Origin of the sequence: Bacteroides caecigallinarum (assembly GCF_021530995.1) — a bacterium.
Lineage (GTDB): Bacteria > Bacteroidota > Bacteroidia > Bacteroidales > Bacteroidaceae > Phocaeicola > Phocaeicola faecigallinarum.
Window position 1 is genome coordinate 1 of the sequence record NZ_JADYTF010000050.1, and the last position, 24,070, is coordinate 24,070.

Annotated in this window: 18 protein-coding genes and 1 tRNA gene; 6 read left to right on the plus strand and 13 right to left on the minus strand. The window is 39.6% G+C overall.

The window, feature by feature from the left end; genetic code table 11:
- The first annotated feature begins 128 nt into the window (after positions 1-128).
- The 5 genes from I6E24_RS08260 to I6E24_RS08280 all read left to right on the plus strand — a co-directional run bounded on the left by I6E24_RS08260 (position 129) and on the right by I6E24_RS08280 (position 3,766).
- On the plus strand, positions 129-1,421 hold the full coding sequence (locus I6E24_RS08260; RefSeq protein ID WP_235327781.1) for an AAA family ATPase: 1,293 nt from the start codon (positions 129-131) through the stop codon (positions 1,419-1,421).
- On the plus strand, positions 1,421-2,029 hold the full coding sequence (locus tag I6E24_RS08265; protein ID WP_235327783.1) for a hypothetical protein: 609 nt from the start codon (positions 1,421-1,423) through the stop codon (positions 2,027-2,029). Before I6E24_RS08260 ends, I6E24_RS08265 begins: the two co-directional genes overlap by 1 nt.
- A gap of 265 nt (positions 2,030-2,294) precedes the next feature.
- Entirely contained in the window at positions 2,295-2,519 is a 225-nt protein-coding gene (locus I6E24_RS08270) for a DUF2188 domain-containing protein (protein WP_235327785.1), read from the plus strand.
- Positions 2,520-2,539: 20 nt separating this feature from the next.
- A complete protein-coding gene (locus tag I6E24_RS08275; protein ID WP_235327787.1) occupies positions 2,540-3,085 on the plus strand; it encodes a toll/interleukin-1 receptor domain-containing protein in 546 nt (181 codons plus the stop codon).
- Positions 3,086-3,091: 6 nt separating this feature from the next.
- Positions 3,092-3,766, plus strand: coding sequence for a TIR domain-containing protein (locus tag I6E24_RS08280; protein ID WP_235327789.1), 675 nt, complete (start codon positions 3,092-3,094; stop codon positions 3,764-3,766).
- Between the two features lie 35 nt (positions 3,767-3,801).
- Here the strand turns inward: I6E24_RS08280 and I6E24_RS08285 are convergent, their stop codons facing one another.
- The 13 genes from I6E24_RS08285 to I6E24_RS08345 all read right to left on the minus strand — a co-directional run bounded on the left by I6E24_RS08285 (position 3,802) and on the right by I6E24_RS08345 (position 23,222).
- Positions 3,802-4,203: a hypothetical protein gene (locus I6E24_RS08285; protein WP_235327791.1), complete on the minus strand. Its 402-nt coding sequence runs from the start codon at positions 4,201-4,203 to the stop codon at positions 3,802-3,804.
- 3 nt (positions 4,204-4,206) lie between these two features.
- Positions 4,207-7,491, minus strand: a complete 3,285-nt coding sequence (locus I6E24_RS08290; protein WP_235327793.1) for an ATP-binding protein — start codon at positions 7,489-7,491, stop codon at positions 4,207-4,209.
- A gap of 20 nt (positions 7,492-7,511) precedes the next feature.
- On the minus strand, positions 7,512-10,538 hold the full coding sequence (locus tag I6E24_RS08295) for a DUF1156 domain-containing protein (protein ID WP_235327795.1): 3,027 nt from the start codon (positions 10,536-10,538) through the stop codon (positions 7,512-7,514).
- 17 nt (positions 10,539-10,555) lie between these two features.
- Positions 10,556-13,978 (minus strand): helicase-related protein, encoded by a 3,423-nt coding sequence (locus I6E24_RS08300; RefSeq protein WP_235327797.1) that lies wholly within the window; start codon positions 13,976-13,978, stop codon positions 10,556-10,558.
- 4 nt (positions 13,979-13,982) lie between these two features.
- Positions 13,983-14,186: a helix-turn-helix transcriptional regulator gene (locus tag I6E24_RS08305; RefSeq protein ID WP_262911914.1), complete on the minus strand. Its 204-nt coding sequence runs from the start codon at positions 14,184-14,186 to the stop codon at positions 13,983-13,985.
- An 88-nt stretch (positions 14,187-14,274) separates the two neighbouring features.
- Positions 14,275-14,604 carry a P-loop NTPase family protein gene (locus I6E24_RS08310; protein ID WP_235327799.1) on the minus strand — a complete coding sequence of 110 codons (330 nt, stop codon included), beginning with the start codon at positions 14,602-14,604 and terminating at the stop codon, positions 14,275-14,277.
- A gap of 114 nt (positions 14,605-14,718) precedes the next feature.
- A complete protein-coding gene (locus I6E24_RS08315) occupies positions 14,719-15,114 on the minus strand; it encodes a DUF3987 domain-containing protein (RefSeq protein ID WP_235327801.1) in 396 nt (131 codons plus the stop codon).
- Positions 15,115-15,597: 483 nt separating this feature from the next.
- A tRNA-Leu gene (locus tag I6E24_RS08320) sits at positions 15,598-15,679 on the minus strand.
- Positions 15,680-15,743: 64 nt separating this feature from the next.
- Positions 15,744-16,775, minus strand: coding sequence for a S41 family peptidase (locus tag I6E24_RS08325; protein WP_394800382.1), 1,032 nt, complete (start codon positions 16,773-16,775; stop codon positions 15,744-15,746).
- 16 nt (positions 16,776-16,791) lie between these two features.
- Positions 16,792-17,640, minus strand: coding sequence for a DUF3316 domain-containing protein (locus I6E24_RS08330; protein WP_262911915.1), 849 nt, complete (start codon positions 17,638-17,640; stop codon positions 16,792-16,794).
- Positions 17,641-17,644: 4 nt separating this feature from the next.
- Entirely contained in the window at positions 17,645-20,281 is a 2,637-nt protein-coding gene (locus I6E24_RS08335; protein WP_235327803.1) for a DNA gyrase/topoisomerase IV subunit A, read from the minus strand.
- Positions 20,282-20,390: 109 nt separating this feature from the next.
- Positions 20,391-21,947 (minus strand): peptide MFS transporter, encoded by a 1,557-nt coding sequence (locus tag I6E24_RS08340; RefSeq protein ID WP_235327805.1) that lies wholly within the window; start codon positions 21,945-21,947, stop codon positions 20,391-20,393.
- A 270-nt stretch (positions 21,948-22,217) separates the two neighbouring features.
- Positions 22,218-23,222 carry a class II fructose-bisphosphate aldolase gene (locus I6E24_RS08345; RefSeq protein ID WP_235327807.1) on the minus strand — a complete coding sequence of 335 codons (1,005 nt, stop codon included), beginning with the start codon at positions 23,220-23,222 and terminating at the stop codon, positions 22,218-22,220.
- A 392-nt stretch (positions 23,223-23,614) separates the two neighbouring features.
- Between I6E24_RS08345 and I6E24_RS08350 the strand changes: the two genes are divergently transcribed.
- Positions 23,615-23,866 carry a type B 50S ribosomal protein L31 gene (locus I6E24_RS08350; protein ID WP_087428283.1) on the plus strand — a complete coding sequence of 84 codons (252 nt, stop codon included), beginning with the start codon at positions 23,615-23,617 and terminating at the stop codon, positions 23,864-23,866.
- The last annotated feature ends 204 nt before the right edge of the window (positions 23,867-24,070 follow it).

A 24,070-nucleotide genomic window follows, 5' to 3' on the forward strand; every position in this document is an offset into this window, starting at 1 on the left:
ATTTCTCGAAACGATTTAATATTTTAAAAACCACTTTATACTAAATAAAAAACGAAAAGAAATTTATCGTATTATTTGTTGTATTAAATAATATATCTATCTTTGTACAAAATTAAAATCAGTGAAGTATGAAACTCAATAAAATCAAGATATCGGGAATTTTCAATCTGAAGGATGTCGAAATATCTTTGGATGATTTAAGTGCATTGATTGCGCCTAATAATTATGGCAAGAGCAATGTGCTTCAAGCCATAGACTTTGGTGTCTTTTTCATGGAAGCTTCTTTGAAAAGAAAGTCATCTTTAATGCGTAATCGTTCTCTTATACCTATTAATACTGCGTTGGAAGGTGCCCCGTTTTCTTTTGAATTGGAAGGAGAATTTTCAAATGGAAAGGAAATGTTTACCTTCGTTTACGGTTATTCTTTTGAGTGGTGGAAGACTTCAAAAGATGATGGTGCTAGAATTATAGGTGAATATCTGAGGATGAAATCGGATGATGACTTGAAATTCAGAAGTTACATCAATCGCGAAGATACAGGTGTTGCTTATTATTTAGCTTCACCAACAGGCCGTTGTTCCAAGCAACTTTCCGTTGATAGTAATATTTTGGCATTGAATAAACTCGCTAATTTTGATGACCTTTTCTATATTGACTCTATTAGTCTGTTAAACAGATTGGATGTTCGAGAAATAGGCACATTGCAACATCCGGATAGTTTGTTTAATATGATAGCTCCGGACGATGATGTAAATGAGTTGAGTTTGGATTATCCTCGTGAGGCCAAAGTTGGTTATTATTTAAATAGTTTGAAAAAACTTGCTCCGGAAAAATATGCATTGCTAAAAGATGTAGTAACGGGACTGTTGGTAACTATTGAGGATTTTGAGCCGGTACAAATTGATTTACGTAAGGATGTCGAAGAAGAGAAAAAGAAGGATTTGCCTTTCCGTCTACCAGAAACCTTTTACGATGTTCGTGTGAAGGAAAAATACAATAACCAATATACTTCCATCAGCCGAATTTCGTCTGGCTCAAAGAAAATATTCTTTATCCTGACTTTGGTGATAGCTGCGGAAATAAATAAAATTCCATTGCTTTTGTTGGAAGAGTTGGAGAATTCCGTACATCCGAGACTTTTGCAGAACTTATTAACGGCAATTGTGCAATTGGCGGGTGATACCAAAGTGCTAATCACGAGCCATTCACCTTATTTGATAAAGTATTTGGAGCCAACGAAGATGAAATTTGGTATTCCTACTGAGTTGGGTGTTGCTGATTTTCGAAGCCTCAAACCCAATAAAGTGGCAAAAGTGTTGAAGAATGCATCGGCAGAAGAAGTTTCTGTGGGTGAGTATATGTTCGAGATGTTACTTGACATGGATTGTGATGACGAATTGATTAACGAATATTTCAAGTAATGGGAAAAGGACAATTGAAACCACATATAGTTATATTCGTAGAAGGAGATACAGACCAAATATTCTTCGAAGGCCTGTTGGAATACTATCGGAAGAATTCTACTACTTCCATTCATTCATGTGAAGTGAAGAATCTGAAAGGTGTGTCCCGATATACAAGCAAAGTCATAGGCAAACTTAAAAATGACATTTGCCCTAAGGCTCAAAAGAAAGGCATGGAAGTGAAGGCCGTTTGTTGCAGTTATGACACCGATGTTTTTGAATTTGCAGAACGTCCCATTGTTGATTGGAAAAAGGTGGAACGTGAAGTAAAGACATTGAAGATACAGAACTTCTGCCTAATTAAAGTAGAACGTATGATAGAGGATTGGATTTTGGATGATATGGTTGGACTTTCCAGGTATTTAAAACTAAATGAAGTTCCCAAACTATCTGGCGATAATGCCTTTAATAAGATTCAAACTCTGTTCAAGCGAGCCAACAAAGTTTACTTGAAGGGTATAAGCATAAAAGGATTTGTTAGAGAAATGGATTTTACTCCAATACGTAAATGCCGCAAATCAGCATTGAGCGAACTTGAAACATTGTTGAACGTAAATATTGATTAGGCCGATGAAATAGTAAAACTGGTACGACTATAAAAAAAGAAGGAGAAAGCACCGCCAAGCAACCTCTCCTTCCAGAAAATTTAATATGGTTGTAATATTTTCCGACAGAATAGTCACCTGTCGTTCTTACAAATACGCTGCAAAGCTAAGGCTTTTATTTGGTTTTTACAAATTTCAGCCTCTTTTGTCGCCTATCTACAACCCTCCGGCAAGTTTTTGTCGCCGTATTTCATTAACATATTACTAATGCTAAAAGTTTTTTGTAATGGCAAAAAAGAATCAGCATGTTATCCCCGTTGGCACTAAATGGGGAGTGAAAGGGGAGGGTAATACTCGATATACAAAGGTTACCGATACTCAGAGAGAAGCTACAGATGTAGCTCGCACGATTGCGCGGAATATGCAATCAGAGTTAGTAATTCATGGAAAGGATGGTCGTATCCGCCAAAAGGATTCTTATGGCAATGACCCATTTCCACCAAGAGGATAATCATAAATTAAAATAGCATTATGGAATTAATATATAAAAGTAGGATTGAAGCAATAGCTAACCGTGTAACAAGTTATAATTCTATAATCGAAAATAGGATATTAAATGAAGCGCATCAATATGGTCCCTCTTATCATAGGACATCGGTATTCCTTTCACATTCACATCTTGATGCAAGGATAATAAAGCCTGTTGTCGTCTTTCTTCGTTCAATGGGTGTGGATGTTTATGTTGATTGGATGGATCAAACTATGAGTCAAACAACAAATGGAGAAACTGCCCAAAAGTTAAAGTATAAGATTAAACAAAATGACAAGTTTTTGTTTTTAGCGACAGATAATTCTTTGATATCAAAATGGTGTAATTGGGAAGTTGGTTATGGTGATGCTCAAAAATACATAGATAAAATAGCTATTTTTCCATTGCTTGAAAGTAATGGCAGATGGAATGGGCAAGAATATCTACAGATATACCCTTGTGTCAAGAAGAGTGACTATAGGGATGATTTTTATGTAGTATATCCTGATGGAAAATCAATAAGTTTGGTAGATTGGTTAAAAAAATGATTCTTTATGGGTAGAAAGATTTTTATTTCATACAAATATGGTGACACTTCCGTTCAACATTTGAATAGAAATGGCATTTGGGGTATCACGAAGGTTCGTGATTATGTTGACGAACTACAAGAAAAATTATCATCAACAGATTACTTGAATAAAGGAGAATTGGACGGAGAAGATTTGTCGCAGTTTAAGGATGAAACAATCGCTTCAAAACTGCGTGATAAAATTTACGATAGTTCTGTAACTATCGTGTTAATATCACCACAAATGAAAGAATATGGTGTTCCTGAAAATGACCAATGGATTCCTTGGGAAGTATCATACTCATTGAAGGAGGTAACAAGAGCTGACCGTACTTCGCGTACTAATGGTATATTGGCAGTTGTTCTTCCTGATAAAAATGGGCAATATGAATATATGTTAGAGCCTAAAAGCTGTTGTACTGGTGGTTGTACATTGTGGCATACCAATAGCCTGTTTTCAATTTTGAAAAATAACATGTTTAATAAAAAGTTGAAAGAAAGAAGTGAAACTGCTCAATGTGATACAGTCTATAGAGGATATCCAAGCTATATTCACATGGTTCGTTGGAATGAATTTATTTCTAATATTGATTGGTATATAAATTTGTCAATTGATATTAGGAATAACATTGATAACTATACTATTTATAAAACTGCATAATGAAGAGGGGAGGACTGCAATATCCTCCCCTCTTCTTATCCCCAAATATATACTATCAATTTGGTTGCTATTAAGCAAATGACATAAAAGGGTATAAGAGTTTTTGTAAAAATGCCTTGGCGAAATAAGTCGTAGATTGTAACTTTTTCTGGTGTCATGTTAAAATCAATCTCATTTTCATCTTTAATACGGACTTGATTATACATTTTCCTGAATGCTTTTTCAGTTGCAAGGAAAAAACCATCTAAAATCCAAAATACAGGAATGATGAAATAAGCTATAGCAGCAAATTTCACTTCACTATCTTTGGCCGCCAATGCAAATAATGCAGCAACCAAGGTAACACACCAGCCTTTAATTATAAAGGAATTTGAATTCATTCTTGTTATTACGTTCTGAATGAACTCAAGATGTTTGATTTTATTCTCATTTGCCATATACTATTCCTCCTCCAACTTCAATCCCAACTGCTGTGCAGACTCCTTCACCACTTTATATATCTGTGCAGATTCATCGAGCGGTTTGGCAGAAGTTGATTTTGCTTTAAATGAAACTTCTATTTCCAAATTGTTCTGATTCAATGGAACAATGAAACTGGAGAATAGTTGTGTCCATTGTTCCACAGGTACTTTACCGGAAACTTTGATGGACTTGAATTTACGTACATAAACGGTAGGCGTTTCACTTGTTTGTTCTGTAGAACCATCTGTTACCGATTCTTCATTACTTATAAAAGGTGTTTCTGGTTGAGTTGGTTCTTCCCGTTTGGGTAATATGGACTTGTCCACCAACCAATATTGACGATCTTCGATATTCAATCCGAATACATCTTCACGATGATAGATGCGTGAATAGTTTCCTTCTTCGCCGAATGCTACGTTGAATTCCCCATTGTAGCAATATTTTTGAATCGTATTCACTACTGCATCACGGCTTGTTATCATTGGTTTGTCATCGTATTGCAAGAATGCTTCATACAATGCTGTCACATTGATAGGAGTATCTACAGTTGGATATAGTCGATTAGCCTTCAATGTACCGACACCAATGGAGCGTATCAACCATTCTTCTTCAATGATCGCATCCATTAATTTTTCCGTGATTTGTGTTTGTATGTCACGAGCAAAGTCGTGCAATTCAATAGCTTCCAATCCGTCTGTTACGGAATATCGCATGGCGATGTTGTAAACAGAAATGAGCTGGGTGTTTGCTTGTGTGTTAGCATCATTCTTTTTATCAACAATGTCACGCTTTTGGTCTGCATCCAATTGTCCACTATATTCCTGTTGCACCCGTTCGCATGCCAAATATTCGGTTAGTTTGGATTGTAACAAGCCAAGTTGATTTTCTGAACAAGTTAAATAGAAGATTGTATTGCGGAAGATACGTTGGATTGTACCTTTCTTGGTTGCAATCTGTTCTACAAAGTTCTGAACCTTTTTACTGATACTATTAGCTTGAGTTGCATAATCAGGACCCAGCACAACCAATGTCAGCGATTTCTGCTCAGGAACGTCACTGGATGGGTTGATCAAAACTCGCAATTTACTGTTTCCATTGATTTGACTGTTCAGTCGTTTCAGAATTTCTGCTTTCACATCATTAGCTGTGATTTCCGATTTAGCACTATTTATCAAAATATTGATATTAGGCTTTGCTTGGAACCAATAGTTCTTGGTTCCCACATTGGTAGCATAAAGGTAATAGGCCACTTGTTCCAACTTATTCAATGCGTTGTTGATTTCGCTGTGTTGGAATGCAGATGGACGGAGCATACAGAGTTTCAATTGTTCAATACTCAATCCTTTGCTTTGTGTACAACCGATACTGCCCATTAGTAAGGTGGTAGCAATACCTTGCGCCAAGCTATATTTGCAAGTATTGCTTTGTGGATCTTCGTTGTCGATTTTATAAGCATTACTTGATGTTCCAATAATATCTGCATGCATCACAGTTTCCCATTGGCTGCCCATCAAACTGGTGATTGCACCTGTCAATGTTGGTAAATTTGCCAAATTAACATCTGATGTATGTATCAATGCTTGTGAACCGCTTAATGAACCACGGCGATTCCAAAGGTCTTTAATAATAGAAGCCAACAAACGCAAAACACCACGGGTACGCTGGAAACGTGAATCGTTACCCCATTTCAAACGAAACATATCTATCAGTTCCGGTTGGAATGGATATGCTTTGCGCATCTTATTGATATATTCTATACGATCAGCTTCTATTGGTAAATCAGAACGTCTATTATGATAAGTCTTTTTATACCGGGCCAACACCTGTTCTATCACTTCAGGATTACCGACATTTTCAAACAAACGGCGACGAACAACTTCAAAGATTTCTTCATCATCTACCGGCTTGATACCAGTACCCACTCGCACAATTCGATTTTCAAGGGATGAAAGTATCTGCTGGCCGATGTCGGATGAAGCTACTTCTGTAGCACTGGCTGGAAGAGTTGCAATCAATACACATTTTGGAACAGCTGCTACTGATTCGGTAAGCGTCTGGATGAAGCTGACTGTTTGTGTATAGAGTGTACCATTACCAACAGTTATTCCATTAGCTTTATTACAATAGTCGGCCAACTCATCTACTAATATCAGAGAAGGGGTGTTTTGTTCTAAGATAGGCTTAAATATGGAAGAGGTTGGAGCTGTACGGTTTTCGTCGTTAGCACGTACTTTGTTATACCCTTCTACACCTCCTAACTGATAAGCCAATTCTCCCCACAAGGTATAAATGGTAATTCCATCGTCTGTGGTTCGTCCTTGTATTACATCAGTTGTATTGTTAGTAAATACGGCAACTTTGGCATTCTCAAAATCTGGCGTTACTCCTTCTTGAAGTAAGTTGGCGGTATAGGCTGAATTAAGCAACGAACGTCCAGCCTTGGCTATATGAAAGAGTGAAATCAAGGTATGTGTCTTACCGCCACCAAAACCTGTTTGAAGTGATACAACACGATTTTCACTTTCTTCACCGTTCAATGCACGAATTACCCGATTGGCAATGTCACGAAGACCTGTTGTAACATAGGTCTTTTCGAAAAACATGGTAGGATTGCTATACACTTCCTGACCGATGCCCATAGCTACTTCACTTAGGTTTGCGGCAAATACGGATTCATCCAAAGCACCATTTCGGATGTCGTAATGAGGATATACATTGGTGAACCAAGCAGGGATAGGAGCATCTTCACGAACATTCACTTGTATGGTAGTAGATGATTGGGATGCTGATGCGATTGGCTGGATTACCGTTTGTACTTGTCCTTTTATATTGTCTATCTCTGTAACTAATTCATCCATCTTCATCAACTTGGCTGCTTGTTTAATATAGAGGTAAGCTCCTTCTACTTCTTCATTGTCCAAAGTTTGATAGTGGTTACACTTGTTGCGGATATCCTTTAACTCCTGTAAATAACTGATGAACTTGTTAGCCTTGTCTGGGCTTCCAAATTCAGCACTTAACTCACGCTTGAAACCAATAGCAAAATCTGTCAGATTGTTGTAATCAATGAAGTACATACATGATTGGTTTTCACCTTGTGCTCTCATGGCTTGATTCCAAGTGGCTTGTTTTACTGATTTCAGTTTTGCAAAGAACAATCCTTCCCAAGGTTCGTTGGGGAATTGTTGTTTTAAAAAACTTACTACAAACGGACGCATAGCATCTAAGAATATGCCTAATGCTTTATGTATTTTATCATTCATAACTTTCAGGTATTAGAGGATTATTCAAATAAAGTACCTTGTCTATATGTGATCTCATCACCACAATGCTGTATCAAATCAGCTGAATTGGAGATAAGTTCTTGTACTTGTTTCAGGTCATCTCCTTCGGGAAGTAATTCTTTCAAAGATGCCAATACTCGCCAAAATGGATTGCTGGCTTCGCTTCCTACTTCTTTGATATGACGAAGTATCGAAGCGCGATCTCCTTTTTGCCAAATAGCCATTGCTCTATGTACTTGGTCAATCAGTGGGTCACTGGCATTTATACCAAGTTTATCACTGGAAGTCCGCTCTTGATAGGTTGCCAAGTGCTGTTTGTTACCTGTACGAACAAGAAGATGTTTGTCAAAAATATCGCTAATGTTTACACTCATTCCCACTCGTGCAAACTTGGCGGCATCGTCAAAGTCAGTATCTCCCATGCCGTTCATCTGCAACCAGCCGATATAGAAGCGGGTATATTCATCGCCGTCGAAACCGCGAAGCAGGGCATTGAAGGCTGCGGTTCTGGCCAATTCCAGGAGTTCGCCTACGGTCACTTCGCTGCCATCCGCTTTTTCCACTATTTCATACTTGCCAAACTCACTGACAGCTTGTCCAAAGCAGGCTGTCAAGAGGTCTGCTCCCCGAAACCCCAATTCGTAGAGGGCATTGACTTCTTCTGTGACTTTGGTTTCAATGGCTCGTTTCACTCGTTTGAAACTTTCGAATCCGTTACGTTCAGATGGGCGACATGAAACGGTTACAGACGATTCGAGGGCAGCCCCAGCCAATCCTAAACTTCTATTGACCATTTCTGTATCCATTGGCCAGCTGCCGGTAATGTTCATTCTTGCTCCCAAGATTGAATTACAGAGTGTAGTCCAAGCCTCGGTACTTTGATGGGCAAACATAATGCTGACAATATCAGAAGTCTGGTATTCAATGGCATCAAAAATGGTCGTCAGTTTGTTTTCGAAATGTTTTTTGGCTTCTGCCTCACTGTTGTGATGATGGTGTTTCAATGCCGTACACTCTTCTGCTTTTGGGGTTTGGGGAGTAGCAAAGTTGATGGGGTAGATGTCTCCCAATGTGCGCTTCATCCATACATAAAAGAAGTCTGAGATATCCGCATAGGCTATGGCGTCATAATAGGGTGGGTCTGTTACGACAGCAGTCAGTGTTTTGGCAGCGAATTGTCCTTTTTCTCCACTGGAAGCATTTGCAAACAGTGCGGCAAAAGGAGAATTGCTTTCCGACTCGATGTAACGGGTTATCCACTCCAGTTGGTTGAGGGCACTACCCGAACTGTTGCAGAAAGGATTGGATTCCGGGTAATCGAAAACCATGGCAATGGCCTGGCGGCTGAAGGGGGTTTGAATGCCTTCTCTAGCATTGTCCCATCTGCCTAATGAGGTATTTGCCACAGCTATACGGTCAAACCATATAGCAAGGAAAGTGAGCAGAGCTTGGTGGTATTCGGATGTATTTATTTCGGATTTTAATTTGGATAGATTTTTTATGAATGTAAATAGCATATACAATTGTCTACAGGAAAACATGTCACCATAATTGTCAATTCCCCACCCAGGAGTATTGAAATTACGATTGTTTTCAATAGCCATTCTCTCATTGGGCTTATTTTCTATTGTCAAATGAGGTTGATAAGAATTGTCTTTACGCGGTATTGCATAGCATTTGCCAGCATCGGTTTCATAAATGATTGATAAAATTCGTTCAGAAGTTTTTTTATTTTTGAATTGTTGTTTAACCTGATCTACTGGAGTAATGTTTCCGCAGCAGGGGCAAGTCATATTTCCTCGATTATTCCATCCTGGAAATACCTTTTCATCATAAACTCCTTCTTTAATTTCAAACTGAATATCTGTACCGCTAATGATAGGATTTAGATATATCTTTTTTGACTTGGTATTCGCCAAATAAAACTGCTTTAGCAAAGGTACTTCTGCCCTACAGGACGGATTGGAGCAGGTAGCTGTCCGTGCCCAATAGTAAGCTATGGGTTTATTCCCTTTCTCGTCCACAGGGTAAAGATGTCCCACTTCGGCCTCGGTCATGGCCAGTAGTTTCTTGGCATAATACTCCACATCGAAAGATAACCTGTTAGGGATTTCCACATTACCGGTAGGCATGCACCCCATCTTTTCGATGTATAGTTTCACTCCCTCTTGTCCGTAGAGCGACATAAATTCCTCGTGGGTATAGGTGATGGGGTTGCCATACTTTTGAGGGAATTCTACAGAACCTTTCTCGATAATGTGTGCCACTGGGTTAATGTCATTACCGAAAGAACGGCATCCCAATCGGACCGCTTCCAAAGGAATGGCGCCACCGCCGGCAAAAGGATCGAACACGCTGGGCATCCGTTTTTGGAAACTTTCGATGGCTGTCTGCAAGGCGGCTTCTTTGGCGGTTATGTCTGGAGAAGCGAGATGTCGGTTAGGTGTACGATACAAGGCCGCTTCAGCATCGGTAATGGCTTTGAAAGCAGCATCAAATTCTTGAGCCAGTTCGCTATATGTCGCTTCCGGATGCTGTTCGGCATTGTAAGCCACCCATATCATCAGGCGTGCCGTGCGAAGCACCGTCGGGTCGTTCTTGCTTTCCCATTTAATCAAGCATCCTTCCTGTATTTGGTCTTTGGAAGGTGTTGATTTTCCAGCCAACATATTCAGCTGGCATGGATGTGAGAACTTACCGATAAACATCAATAGACGATTGCGTAAGTTATCCGGCATCGGGTCATAAATAGCAGTATAGGGTATATCAAGATAAGGTGCATAAAGCATATTACTCGCCAACAAATCCTGTACGGCATCACAAAAAGCCTTAGGACAGTTTTTGTCCAATGGATCAGGTACCAAACTGGCAAATATTACCGCACGGCATACAGGTAACGGACGGCGTGCCCACCACAAGTGTAGGGTAGATATGTGTCCGTGACGGATAGACTTGTCTCGCACGCTCTCTGCCGAAATTTCTTTAATCGGCAAGGCAACTTCTATGAGTTTTTTGGCTTTTGTCATAATATGATGTTTTTCTTTTATTCTTTAATGTATTTCTGTTGCCACTCTTCCAATGGCAGATAATATTGTACTCCTGTAGACATCTTTTCAAAAGAAAGACGCTCGGCTGGGTTCTGTATGCGATAAAGTTGCGGGGCCGTTTTACAATTGACTACAATATAGAGCCAAGCCTTGTTGCCCAATTGAGCCAAACGGTTCCATTCATTTTCAGAAAGCATAATTCCATCTGTTGAAGCACGACCTTTTACCTCAATGTATCGTTTCATTTCATAAGCATCGATACTCTTGATGTCGTAACCCAAATTTTGTTTAGAAACATCTTCAGGGGTACGATTTTCGTCTATTTCGTAATCCATAGCTACTTGCATAGCAATGGCCTCCACTTCTTCGTCACGCTTCATGTGAAAATGTTGCTCATATTCCACTTGGGTTAGTGGAAGCACATACGCACATCCGATAATCTCCGGTTCTTTGGGAGCAACCTCGGTCATCAGCTCCATTTCAGCAATGCGTTCTTCACGTTTACGCATTAATTCTTCTTTTCGTTCCGTCTTATGAAGCAACTTTTCTTGCATCTTCATGTCACCCATAAATGCTTTCATCTGCATTTCGTTGATGACAATATCCAAGTCCATAATGATTTGACTAAATGCAGTACGTAAGTATTCTTGTCGCTTGGCTGAATCTTCTTCAACCTTTATCTTGGTCTCTTCAAACAAAGGCAAGGTGATATTGTCGAAAGCCCAACTCATCACATTTTGACTTTGTACAGTTTCAGGTGGCAATATTTCTTTTGCAAATTGCGATGGAGCGTGTAAATCCAAGAACTTGGCAGGGGACGTACTATGGAATGAACCGTCCGGTGTTTGATAGATGAAGCTCAACAATTCGTTAGCTATACTATCATCTCCTTTGTTCGGACGGTTGTCCATTATCTGGTTCTTGACAAAAAATGCAAAGTATTCTTCGGTATCCTCAGGTGAAACAAGTATGGTACCTTTTAGCATTTCTTCTTTGAACTCCTTGCGTACACAATCCACCAATGCATCAAACAGAGCATTACCTGGATTGATGTAGTGTACCTTGCCTAATATGGCTGCAGTATTCTGATAGTCAAGAAATATCTGTTTGTCAAAACAGAACAACAGTTGGCTAAGATTATCTGCCAATATATTGTAGTTTTCCTTCAACTGTTTGCTCAAGATGTCAGGAATGGATGTTATTCTATAGATTCCCTTTTGAACTGCCTCGTAATGACCACCTAAATAGTGGAAAGCACGTTCGAAGAACAATTGGATATAAATAGGTTGCAACCGTTTCTCGTCTGAATCCTCCTTCAAGATACGAGCATCCTTGTAATCCACTTCACTATGGGCTATGGCATTCTGCTGTTCCTCGATACGATTCTTGAATTCAGATTCCAATTGTTGGTTGTTCTGATTCAAGAAAAGGTCAAGGTCGGATTCCTTGCCATCAAACACGGAAGATATGATGGCTTCAAGACTTACATCTTTTAATACGTCTTGAATCACATCATACACACGATCGTCACCCATGCTTTCACGGATGACATCCAACTTGGTCAATAACTTGGATAAGACTTGACCTTCTCGCGTATTGTCAGCGACCATGTTGAATACGAGTACATCTTCCTTTTGCCCGTAACGATGAATACGTCCCATGCGCTGTTCCAAACGGTTAGGATTCCAAGGTATATCCCAATTGATAAGCAAACGGCAGAATTGCAGGTTGATACCTTCGCCGGCAGCATCGGTGGCAATCAGGATCTGTGTATCGGGTGTCATAAATTGCCATTGTGCTGCACGACGGTCTTCAACTGATAATCCCCCATGGATAACAGCTACTTTATAACCGTTATTAGTCAAGCGTTCTTGTAGATAAAGCAACGTATCTTTATGCTCTGTAAAGATGACGAGCTTCTGACCATCAATAACTCCTTGACTCTTCAACAATTCTTTGAGTTGGATATATTTCTTTTCCTCTTGATTTTGATTGTAAAGTTGGTTGGCAATGTCGTATAAACGCTTTACCTCTTGGGCTTCGTTGGCAATTTCACCCAGACTCTTAGATGTAGTAAAGAGCTTGAATTTCTTCGGATCGGAAAGAATATTGTCAAGAGCATCCTTTTCATCATCTTCCAAGTCATCGTATTGATCCATGTTGTCCACATCCACCAAATCCAATTTTTGACGTTGTTTCCAAATGTTCGGATTTTTATTCACTTCATCTACGATACCCTGCAAGGCATTCCAACGTTTGAAAAGTGTATTTTTGATGGCAAATATGGAGCTAACCAAACGACGTTGCATAACAGCCAAAGCCAAAGTTACATGAATGTTCTTTTCTTCTGTAGCCTCTTCTTTGCGTTGGGTCAAGTAATTAGTTACTTGGTCATACAAGTATTTTTCTTCAGGTGTAAGCTGGTACGAGATTGTTTTGGTAAAACGATTCTTGTATAGCGGATTACCGTTCCAATCCTTCATATCCTCCTTCAAACGACGGATGAAGAACTTGTTCAATCCGTCTTTGCTGAGTTCCTTTACACGGTCACTTGCTACATCATCTGTTGCAAATATGTCTTCGTCCAACAATTGCAGCAACTTTTTAAAAGTGTCTGTACGTCCCCTGTGAGGAGTAGCGGTCAACAACAACATGTGTTCACATTGTTGTGAAAGCACATAAGCAGCTTCATATCTTTTGGATTTATAAGTTTTCTGTCCGTATTCGTATGCTGATAATTTATGGGATTCATCGAAGATAACCATGTCCCAACTGGTATTGCTTACAACAGAAAGCACGTCTTCACGACTGATAAAATCAATAGAGGTAACGATTTTATTAGCTGTACGGAAAATGTTGGGGTCTGCTGTAAACAAACTACGGTTTACAAGAGTGAAAGGGATGTTGAACTTTACGCCCATTTCATCTTCTTGCCATTGCTTGGTCAAACCGCCAGGAGTAATAATCAATATACGTTCGATGATACCACGCATAATGAGTTCCTTCAAAAGAAGTCCTGTCATTATTGTTTTACCAGCACCGGTATCGTCTGCCAAAAGAAAACGAATCTTAGGCTGAGGTAATAAGAATTTATAAACGGCTTCAACTTGATGAGGTAGTGGGTCAACTATACTACAATTGATAGCAAACAATGGATCGAACTGATAGGCTGAATGAATTCTTTCAGCTTCAGCATACATCACAAATTTCTCAGGATTACCCTTAAAGTTAAATTCACCCTCAGAAGTCAGTACTTCCAAAGTATCAAATTGATCCTTAGTAATCACTTTGGTACTGGTCTTATTGGTAGTAACACCAGTATATTTGATTGAGTACATTTTGCCTAGAGGCTGTATCTTGATGATGGTTACAGGCTCTGTCGGTATCAGATTCTTGACTATTTGGTTAACTTCTATCATTGGATTACTTCTTTAATTCTTCGTTATTGACCAATAAGTCTTTTGCTTCCACTCCCAAAAGCGAAGCAATCTCATATAACAATTCAATACTTGGTTGGCGACGATTGCAGACATAGGCATTGGTTTGGCTGAAACTTTTACCTATTTTTTCAGCTAACCAAGTCTGCTTTATACCTTTTTCTTCAAGTACTTCTTTTATCCGATTCATATTTATTGCTTATTTATGATTGCAAAAATATGAAAAATAATGCGATAAAAAGAAGAAATAAAAGAATTATGCTCTAAAATCTACTTTTTTAATAAAAGATTACATAGCCTTTTTTATACTTCCCTCTCAACGAATTCTCCCAAATCACTACTATGCACATATTAGCCTTTAAACGGTCGAAAGTGCGGAGTCCGTATTTGGCTTTGATTTCCTCCAAAGTCAAGTTTGTGTTGGCTATAAGTAAAGTTCCTCGTATTTCTATGCCGTCAACAATTTCAGAAAAGACGATATGGGAATTACCACAATCATAGAATGTGCCTTCGATGCCAAAATCGTCTATAGCGACGCCCTTGTCGTTTTTTTTCCTTCCTGAACATTTAAAAAAAACGTGGGCAAATTTAAGGTAAAACTTGCCCACGTTTAAGGTCGAATTTGCCCACGTTTTATTTCGGGTTTCTACAGTGCTTTATCAAAGCATTTTTCACCGATTTTACGGTCACTACGGTCATTACGGTCATATGACCGTAATTTTTCACTTCCTTTTCTTTTTGTATCCATCAGAAGTCCTTGATATTAAGCTGCTTTTGAGATATTTTGTAAGTGATTTTTTCGCTGCTGTCTCTTCAAAACCACGTTTCTTGCACTCTTTTACGAAGTCGATATATCGGAACTCTTTTTTAATTGTTTTCAGAACAGGTAAGAGCTTGTAGTGATTGGTTAATTTCTGCCTCTTCACGGTGTTGCTTATTATGGTGGAGAGGTTGATAGAATGCGCCATGCATGTGAGGACAATCTTTATTGAATTGTCGAAGTCTTCATCGCTACAAGTATATTCGTTTACGTCCCATCCGGCTTCCATGATGCGGTAGCCGCATAGCACCATTGCCACCCTCATGGTAATGAGTCCGGAACGGAACACTATAGCCATGACGTTGGGATTTTCCTCAGCTGTAACATATCCCAGTTCGCGCTGGAATATCTCGTAAGGGCAAGTTTTTTCTCATCTTCGTCCGCCTCTGCCTCTGTATTACCCTGATTATAAGATGTTTGTCCGTTTTTTTCGTCAAAATTAGGGTTCATATGACCGTAATGACCGTAATGACCGTAATTTTTCGGATTTTTCCCACCTTCCTCACCATGCATCATCCCCAAACCGGATGATGCGTTCTATCTCCTTTGGGGTGATACCCAGCTCCACTCCTCGGACGCATACCGTGTGGATGACCTGACCCAGCTGCCATCACTGGACTCCATGCCAGCGGAGGTACTGTCCGGAGGAGAGCATGGTACGCGTACGGAAAGGTTTATCATGGAGCGCACATGGTCCTTACCCTCCTAAATTCCACAATTTAGACAATAAAAAAAGGAAGATGTAAATTCTGATTACTCATCATTTACATCTTCCTTTTCGTGCGCCTGATAGGACTCGAACCTACACGTCTCACGACACCAGATCCTAAGTCTGGCGCGGCTACCAATTACGCCACAGGCGCGTGAGAAGCTTTATTTCTCATTTGCGATGCAAAGGTACGCTTTTTTTTTATACCTACAAATATTTCACTGATTTTTTTTCAAAAAAGTGCATGCTTCCTCTATTATCGTATCTTTTCCGCGCAAAATATCCTCTTCCGTCATGTCTACACGTATATCCGGATCAATGCCAAACTCTATCTGGTTCATCTCCGCATCATACATTGGAGCTGCAGAAAATCTTATAGACCATCCATTTGGTATTTCTGAAGAGAATGGCAATCCGGAACCTCCTCCTGTCTTATCGCCCATTATTGTTACAAGAGGCATACTTTTCATGCAATTTACAAAATCGTTTGTAGAGCTGTACGAGCGTCTGTTTGCCAGAACCACAGTTTTTCTTTGCCAGCGTATTCCATTGGAAGGTTCAAGATAAACCGGTTCTGGTGTTGAAAACTCATTATGGCCAGGCCCTGTCTTGTGAGACATATACCCTACAAGAATTTTTTCATTTGTAAATCTTGAAGCCAATTTCTGTGCTGTGGTAAGATTTCCTCCTCCATTGTTTCTGACATCTATTATCAACCCGTCGCAAAGTTCCATCTCTTTGAGCATATAATCCAGGTTTCCATCACCTATTCCATTAGAGAAACTGGAACAATACACATATCCTATATTGTTTTCCAATATCTGATATGTCAGCCCTGAGGTATTTACATAATCTTTTCCAAGATAATTGCTCTGGATGCTGTCACTAAAATTACGCGGATATGAATCAAACCATTCTCTGTACTGCGAAGTACCATATCCGCTACTCAAGTTCACATGCCCGTCGCGAAGTTCGTTTACCATTTCAGACAGAACTTCAAACAGATTGTAACTGGACATATCGGAAGTGATGCGTTTGGAATATCGTGAATATACTTCGTCCCAGTCAAGCCCATACACTTCGTTCTTATAATCAAGGAAACAATACTGTTCGTCGATGATCCGCCACAACGACTCAAAATTTGCCTGAGGAGTATTGCCTGAAACATCCTCTCTGATACATGATGACGAAAGCACAGACAACAGCAAGAAAATCAATACTGCAAATAAAGAATTATTCTTCAGTTTCATAAGAAATATCATTTAATCAAAATGGATTAACCTTAGAAGGAAGGCTTATTCTGTTCTTTCCTCTAATCATCTGGAAATTTCTGACAAAGCCTATCATGAAATTATGAGAATAGAAATGGCTCTTCAGATTATTTACCTTTGCCTGCTGTATATCGCACAGATAACCGGCACGCATTATTGTCTTGCCTATAGGAAAATCCAGAGTCAGCATCTGACGCACTGTAGGAGCATTGTGAAATGATGTGAACAGTACATTCTTTCCACTATGTTTCAACGAGAATATTTCATAATAAGACTGTCCGTACTCCGGAGAGAACATCACTCCGATAAAAGGAAGATTGGCCTGATACCTCAAAGTCATAGGATAGCGGCCTATTCTGAGTTTATATATTGCCATAGCCGAAGCATCAATACTGCCATAAACCTTTGCCTGGGCAGGATTATTGGAATTGCGGGTATTATAAATGAATCCGCCATTGAGGTCTAACATCGGACCGAACAATATCTTCAGCCTGTCGTCCACATTATACTGATAATGCAAAGCGTACGTCCAGTTAAACATTCCGGAATACGATTTACCGGATTTTGAGATATTATCAGTGCTTGAGGCATTGACCTGCACTATTCGCTGAGCAGAAACACGGCCTCCCATAAGCCTTGTCATACGCATGCTTTCATGCATGAATCTCAGTTCAGGGCCACGATATTCCAGCGGAGAAAGATACGTGTCGTACACATTAGTTTTACCTGCTCCTACCATAACAGAACGTACGATATACTTATCGTGTGATAATGAATCCTGTGCCAGCACTTCGGCACAAGACATCAACAGTATAAGCAAAACCGATATATATAATCTACACATAGGGCTAAAACAACTTCATCTGACCATCATCATCATTTGGAGTATCTGCATCATTATTCTCCACCTCATCAGCTTCAGACTGTACTTCCGGTTCCTCCTCCCTAATTATAGGTTCCAATTCTTCTATTTTATCCACAGCAAATGTAGTGAGTCGTTTTCCTTTAGCCTTAAAACTCTTGACTCCGACAAATTCGCCGGCATCAACAATCATAGGTTCTCTGAAACTGTCGTGACCACCAAAGACAACATTTATCCTTGGATATGTTTCCGAAGTAAGAAGCAACAGTTCGTTCTGTTTATTCTCGCCCAGGAAGTTCTGACGCCTGGTACTCTGTTCGAAACAGAACCTCTTCAGATATGGATAATTCTGCTGGTCGGCATCGTAAAGGACAGCAGTCCAAACCTTATCCGGATCGTATTTTTCCAAAATCATTATGTCTGTATCATAATGGTTATTCAAATCGAAATCCGATGTATAGAATTCTCCGTTCTTATGCACCACAAGTATGCAGTCTTCACTTTGGAATTCTCCCAGATATTCACCACGCCCATCATAGTTAAGGCGAAGCACATCAAAGTCGAACCATACTTTTCGACCTCCAAGAGTAGAGCCTCCCTTATGCTTAAGACTTATCTTATGGACTTCCAGACGAGTAAGCAGGTTACCCATAGACTGACGTCCCTTAATGGAAATCTCACTGAAATCACGTTCCAATATCAGTTTCTTTATTCTAGGATTAGGTCGGAGAGTAACCTTCACCACTTCTGCCTCACCATTTGGGTTTGCAGTAAAGTACATTATCTTGGAGCCAGGATTTCCCTGAGTGACATCATACTCGCGGTCGCGTATCATCGAAGTCACATTGAAACGCTTAATAAAGTAAGCTCCATCCTTTCCGTCGCGGTATATCACATTATATATAGTACGCTTGTCATTCTTCTTGAAGATATTCACATACAGGATATTCTTACCTACGAAGAGTTTGTCGCTTATCCTTACTATCTTATATTTACCGTCCTTATAGAATATTATCACATCGTCAATATCAGAACAGTTGCACACATACTCATCCTTCTTCAGTCCTGTACCGATGAAACCTTCCTCACGGTTGATGTAAAGTTTTTCGTTTGCTTCAGCCACCTTGGTAGCCACAATGACATCAAAGTTTCTGATTTCAGTCTTACGCTCGAAGTTCTTGCCATATTTGGCTTTAAGGCCTTCATACCAGTTGATGGTATAATCCGTGATGTGTGCAAGATGATTTTCTATTTCCTCTATTTCACCCTTCAGACGCGCAATAAGTTCATCAGCCTTATCTTTGTTGAACTTCAGGATGCGTGCCATCTTTATCTCCATCAGTTTCAATATATCCTCTTTGGTTACTTCGCGCACCATTTTAGGATAGAATGGAGTCAGACGGTCGTCAATATGTTCGCACGCCGCATCCATATTTTCCGCCTGCTCGAATTTGGCATCCTTGTATATACGTTCTTCGATGAATATTTTCTCCAATGAAGCAAAATGCAGAGCTTCAAGTTTTTCCTCACGCTCAATGTTAAGTTCCTGACGGAGCAAATCCAGAGTATTGTCTGTAGATTTCTTAAGCACATCGCTGACAGAAAGAAAATGCGGTTTCTTATTATCTATCACACAGCAGTTTGGAGATATATTTACCTCGCAATCTGTGAATGCATACAGTGCATCAAGCGTCTTGTCCGACGAAACGCCAGGAGCGAGATGAACAAGAATCTCAACCTTTCCGGCAGTATTGTCTTCTACCTTCTTGACTTTGATTTTTCCTTTTTCTACAGCCTTAAGTATAGAGTCTATAAGCGAAGATGTAGTCTTTCCGTACGGAATTTCACTGATACACAGAGTCTTGTTGTCAAGTTTTGAAATTTTTGCTCTCACTCGTACCACTCCCCCACGTTCTCCGTCGTTATATTTCGATACATCAATCGAACCTCCGGTTTGGAAATCAGGATAAAGTTGAAATGGTTCACCTTTAAGATAAGCTATGGCAGCATCACACAGCTCATTGAAATTATGAGGAAGAATCTTAGACGACAGACCAACGGCAATACCCTCAACACCCTGTGCCAAAAGCAAAGGAAACTTCACAGGCAAAGTGATAGGTTCTCTGTTTCGTCCGTCGTATGACGATTGCCACTGAGTAGTTTTCGGATTGAATACTACATCTAGAGCGAATTTTGATAATCGTGCCTCGATATAACGAGGTGCAGCCGCACTGTCACCGGTAAGGATATTACCCCAGTTTCCCTGACAGTCAATAAGAAGTTCCTTCTGTCCGAGCTGCACCAGCGCATCACCGATAGAGGCATCACCGTGAGGATGGAACTGCATGGTATGACCTACTATGTTTGCCACCTTGTTGTACCTACCGTCGTCCAGACGCTTCATGGAGTGCAGTATTCTTCTCTGCACAGGCTTCAATCCGTCATTGATATGCGGTACGGCTCTTTCAAGTATTACATACGATGCATAGTCAAGAAACCAGTTCTGATACATACCGCTCAATTGATGCCTCACAGCATCATTCGATGTATCTGCCGGTCTATAATCTGAATGACCTTCGCCTCCCTGCAATTCGTTCTCTTTATCAAAAGTATCTTCGCTCATTTTTAGTATTTTAATCTAGAATAAAACTGTCTTTGCAAATTTAAGAAAAAAGAGGATATACCACGAAAAGATATATCCTCTTATTTAGACTATTTTATTTTAAAATCTGTTATTTAGCCACTTTTTCAAGCCATTTCACCATGAATAACATTACTCCCATAGAGATGAGACATACTATCATGAAGATTGCCCAACAGTATGCAATAGGAATAGCATTATACATAAGAGGGCCAATCCACAACAGGAGGTTACCTACAGCTGTCGCACCAAGCCACAATCCCTGACAAAGTCCCAGAAGATGTTTTGGAGCCACCTTCGAAACGAATGACAACCCAAGCGGAGAGATGAACAATTCGGCCACTGTAAGAAGGAAGTAAAGAACTATAAGCACCCATGCTCCAGCCTTCACCTGCTGATCAATAGGAAGGTCTCTGTATTCTGCAGCAGAAGGATAACCCATCACGAGTGAATAACCTGCAAGGAACAGATAAGCCAAGCCAGCGATAAGCATACCGATGGCAATCTTACGAGGAGTAGAGATTTCCTTACCTCTTCTGGAGAGAGAACCGAAAATCATCATGATTATCGGTGTAAGAGTAATCACAAAGAATGGATTTACAGCCTGCCATATTTCAGGGGCAATTGTAGATGTATCAACAAAGTCTCTGGCGAAGAGCGAAAGTGAAGTACCGTTCTGATGGAAAGAGAACCAGAAGAAGATAACAACACCAAGCACCGCAAACAACGCATACAGACGCTGCTTGATTTCCTTAGCCATAGCAGCCTTTTCTTCAGCTGTATATGTAACGGCAGCCGCAGCCACTTTCTTTCCCGGATTTGGGAATTTACTCTTAGTGGCAAAGAAGATTACCAAAGAAATAAGCATTGCCGCTACAGAAGCAACGAATGAATAATGGATACCTTCATTGAATATCTGAAGATACTGAGCACAGGATGCAGCCATATCTGCAGTCTCGCCAACACACTGCGACATCAGCTGATTCAAGTTGCCCATAGCTTCAGCCGACATACCGTCAGCACCTTTAGCAATATAGTCGTGACACAAAGCAGGAAGACTTGCATTGTAAACCATATTATGCGCACTGAGCCACCAACTTCTCAACAGAGGAGCGATAAACGGAGCTATAAGTCCACCAATATTGATAAACACATAAAATATCTGGAATCCTGAATCTCTCTTGTTTTTAGCCTCAATCAGTTCCTTTTCACCTTTAGTGGCAGCCTCCGCTTCAAGGTCATCATACATCTGACCAACAATAGCCTGAAGATTACCTTTGAAAAGACCATTACCGAAAGCGATAAGGAACAATGCAATACAAGTAAGAGTAAGCAACCATGTAGTATTACCGGCATTTGCTGTAATAGGAACAGAAAGTGCGATATATCCTATAGCCATAACCACAAGACCGGCCATGATTGTACCTTTATAATTCTGCTTTCTATCGGCTATAAGTCCACCGACAAGACTCAGAAGATAAATTCCTGCATAAAAGAACGAATAGATAAGTGTACTTTTCTCCTCACTTATACCAAATTTAGAACAAAGGAACAACACCAGTACTGCGTTCATGATATAGTAGCCAAAACGCTCACCCATATTCGAAAGTGCCGCAGGTATCAATCCTTTAGGATGCTTGTTGAACATAAATAATGAAGATTTAAATGATTAATGAATAAAATTTTAGGCAAAAATAAAGAAAAAACGGATAACGCACAACACAAAAGTAACTAAACATAAATATTACATCTATACAATAACCCCTCAAAAAGTATTAAAACAAAGAATTATACATAAACTTCCATAGCTGCACACATAAAAAAAGGAGACTGTCCATTACGGACAATCTCCTCATAAATTTAAAATTCCATAACCCGTCTCAAAATAAGAAAACGAGTAGTATCTTAGTTGTATTAATTATTCAGCCAACTTGTTGTCTGAACCCAATACGTTAATGATTTTGTGTTTGTAAAGTTTTTCCATGTTGTCACGAGCTGGACCAAGATACTTACGTGGATCGAATTCAGCTGGTTTTTCAGCGAACACTTTACGTACAGCAGCAGTCATTGCAAGACGAGAGTCTGAGTCGATATTGATCTTGCAAACTGCAGACTTAGCAGCCTTACGCAACTGATCTTCTGGAATACCGATAGCAGCTTCCAATTTACCACCATACTGGTTGATTGTATCAACTTCTTCCTGTGGAACTGAAGAAGATCCGTGAAGTACGATAGGGAATCCTGGGAGTTTTTCCATAACTGCATCCAATACGTCGAATGCCAATGGAGGAGGAACCAAACGACCTGTTGCAGGATCAACATGGCACTGTTCTGGTTTGAATTTGTAAGCACCGTGAGAAGTACCGATTGAGATAGCCAATGAATCGCAACCTGTACGAGTAGCGAAGTCGATTACTTCTTCTGGGTTAGTGTAAGTGTGGTGGTCAGAAGAAACTTCGTCTTCAACACCTGCCAATACACCAAGCTCACCTTCTACAGTTACATCGAACTGATGAGCGTATTCAACAACTTTCTTAGTCAAAGCAACGTTTTCTTCGTATGGAAGGTGTGAACCGTCAATCATTACTGAAGAGAAACCAGAGTCGATACAGCTCTTGCAAGTTTCGAATGTATCTCCGTGGTCAAGGTGAAGAACGATTTCAGGATGTTCGCAACCCAATTCCTTTGCATATTCTACAGCACCCTGAGCCATGTAACGCAACAAAGTAGCGTTAGCATACTGACGAGCACCTTTAGAAACCTGAAGGATAACTGGTGATTTTGTTTCAACTGCAGCCTTGATGATAGCCTGCATCTGTTCCATATTATTGAAGTTGAAAGCAGGGATTGCATATCCACCTTTGATTGCTCTGGCAAACATGTCTCTTGTGTTCACCAAGCCTAAGTCTTTGTAATTAACCATTGTTTTTACTATTTATAATGTTAGTGATTAAATTCCATTGCAAAAATAACAATTTATATATTCTTATCTTCAATTTTAAAAGAAAAAATATACATAATTTGCATATAAAGACTATATAGACCTCATAATACAAACTTATACACCCATAATGCAATGTAGATATTGCAAGTAATAACACAAGGATAATTAGTACAACACCATCGAAAACTATAAACACTATAACATCTACACATTATATATTATATTGAAAATAGTTTTTAACAAAAAAAGATTGATAATTCTTTTTCCCATTTAAAAGAAAAGCGTATCTTTGCAACCCGAAACAGACCATTACACACGACTAAGTGTTACCAACTAGTCAAAAAATAATAATAAATAAAGTATATACTGAAATGAAAAAAGGAATTCATCCAGAAAACTACCGTCCGGTAGTATTTAAAGACATGTCAAACGGCGATATGTTTCTTTCTCGTTCAACTTGTGCTACAAAAGACACAATTGAATTCGAAGGCGAAACTTACCCATTGGTAAAGTTGGAAATCTCTAACACTTCTCACCCGTTCTATACAGGTAAGTCTAAGTTGGTAGACACAGCAGGACGTGTTGATAAGTTCATGAGCCGTTACAACCGTATTAAGAAATAATACAAAACGAACTTCAAATAAAAGCGGGCAATCTTATATAGGGTTGCCCGCTTTTGTTTTGTAATTCTCATATTTTAATTACCTTTCCTCTAAAATGATTTACGGTAGAATGATTCCAAAGGCTTCCATTGGTATATTCATATGAATAAAGGCAATAAAATATTTACCGGCAGCATATTGTTGTCGGTAATAATTTTTTATAAG

Bases quoted from the DNA above. Each gene is read 5' to 3' on its own strand.
- I6E24_RS08345 (WP_235327807.1), bottom strand. From the start codon at position 23,222: ATGGTTAATTACAAAGACTTAGGCTTGGTGAACACAAGAGACATGTTT.
- I6E24_RS08350 (WP_087428283.1), top strand. From the start codon at position 23,615: ATGAAAAAAGGAATTCATCCAGAAAACTACCGTCCGGTAGTATTTAAA.
- I6E24_RS08295 (WP_235327795.1), bottom strand. From the start codon at position 10,538: ATGACAAAAGCCAAAAAACTCATAGAAGTTGCCTTGCCGATTAAAGAA.
- I6E24_RS08260 (WP_235327781.1), top strand. From the start codon at position 129: ATGAAACTCAATAAAATCAAGATATCGGGAATTTTCAATCTGAAGGAT.
- I6E24_RS08280 (WP_235327789.1), top strand. From the start codon at position 3,092: ATGGGTAGAAAGATTTTTATTTCATACAAATATGGTGACACTTCCGTT.
- I6E24_RS08330 (WP_262911915.1), bottom strand. From the start codon at position 17,640: ATGTGTAGATTATATATATCGGTTTTGCTTATACTGTTGATGTCTTGT.
- I6E24_RS08265 (WP_235327783.1), top strand. From the start codon at position 1,421: ATGGGAAAAGGACAATTGAAACCACATATAGTTATATTCGTAGAAGGA.
- I6E24_RS08300 (WP_235327797.1), bottom strand. From the start codon at position 13,978: ATGATAGAAGTTAACCAAATAGTCAAGAATCTGATACCGACAGAGCCT.
- I6E24_RS08315 (WP_235327801.1), bottom strand. From the start codon at position 15,114: ATGGCTATAGTGTTCCGTTCCGGACTCATTACCATGAGGGTGGCAATG.
- I6E24_RS08285 (WP_235327791.1), bottom strand. From the start codon at position 4,203: ATGGCAAATGAGAATAAAATCAAACATCTTGAGTTCATTCAGAACGTA.
- I6E24_RS08305 (WP_262911914.1), bottom strand. From the start codon at position 14,186: ATGAATCGGATAAAAGAAGTACTTGAAGAAAAAGGTATAAAGCAGACT.
- I6E24_RS08325 (WP_394800382.1), bottom strand. From the start codon at position 16,775: ATGAAACTGAAGAATAATTCTTTATTTGCAGTATTGATTTTCTTGCTG.
- I6E24_RS08275 (WP_235327787.1), top strand. From the start codon at position 2,540: ATGGAATTAATATATAAAAGTAGGATTGAAGCAATAGCTAACCGTGTA.
- I6E24_RS08270 (WP_235327785.1), top strand. From the start codon at position 2,295: ATGGCAAAAAAGAATCAGCATGTTATCCCCGTTGGCACTAAATGGGGA.
- I6E24_RS08340 (WP_235327805.1), bottom strand. From the start codon at position 21,947: ATGTTCAACAAGCATCCTAAAGGATTGATACCTGCGGCACTTTCGAAT.
- I6E24_RS08290 (WP_235327793.1), bottom strand. From the start codon at position 7,491: ATGAATGATAAAATACATAAAGCATTAGGCATATTCTTAGATGCTATG.
- I6E24_RS08335 (WP_235327803.1), bottom strand. From the start codon at position 20,281: ATGAGCGAAGATACTTTTGATAAAGAGAACGAATTGCAGGGAGGCGAA.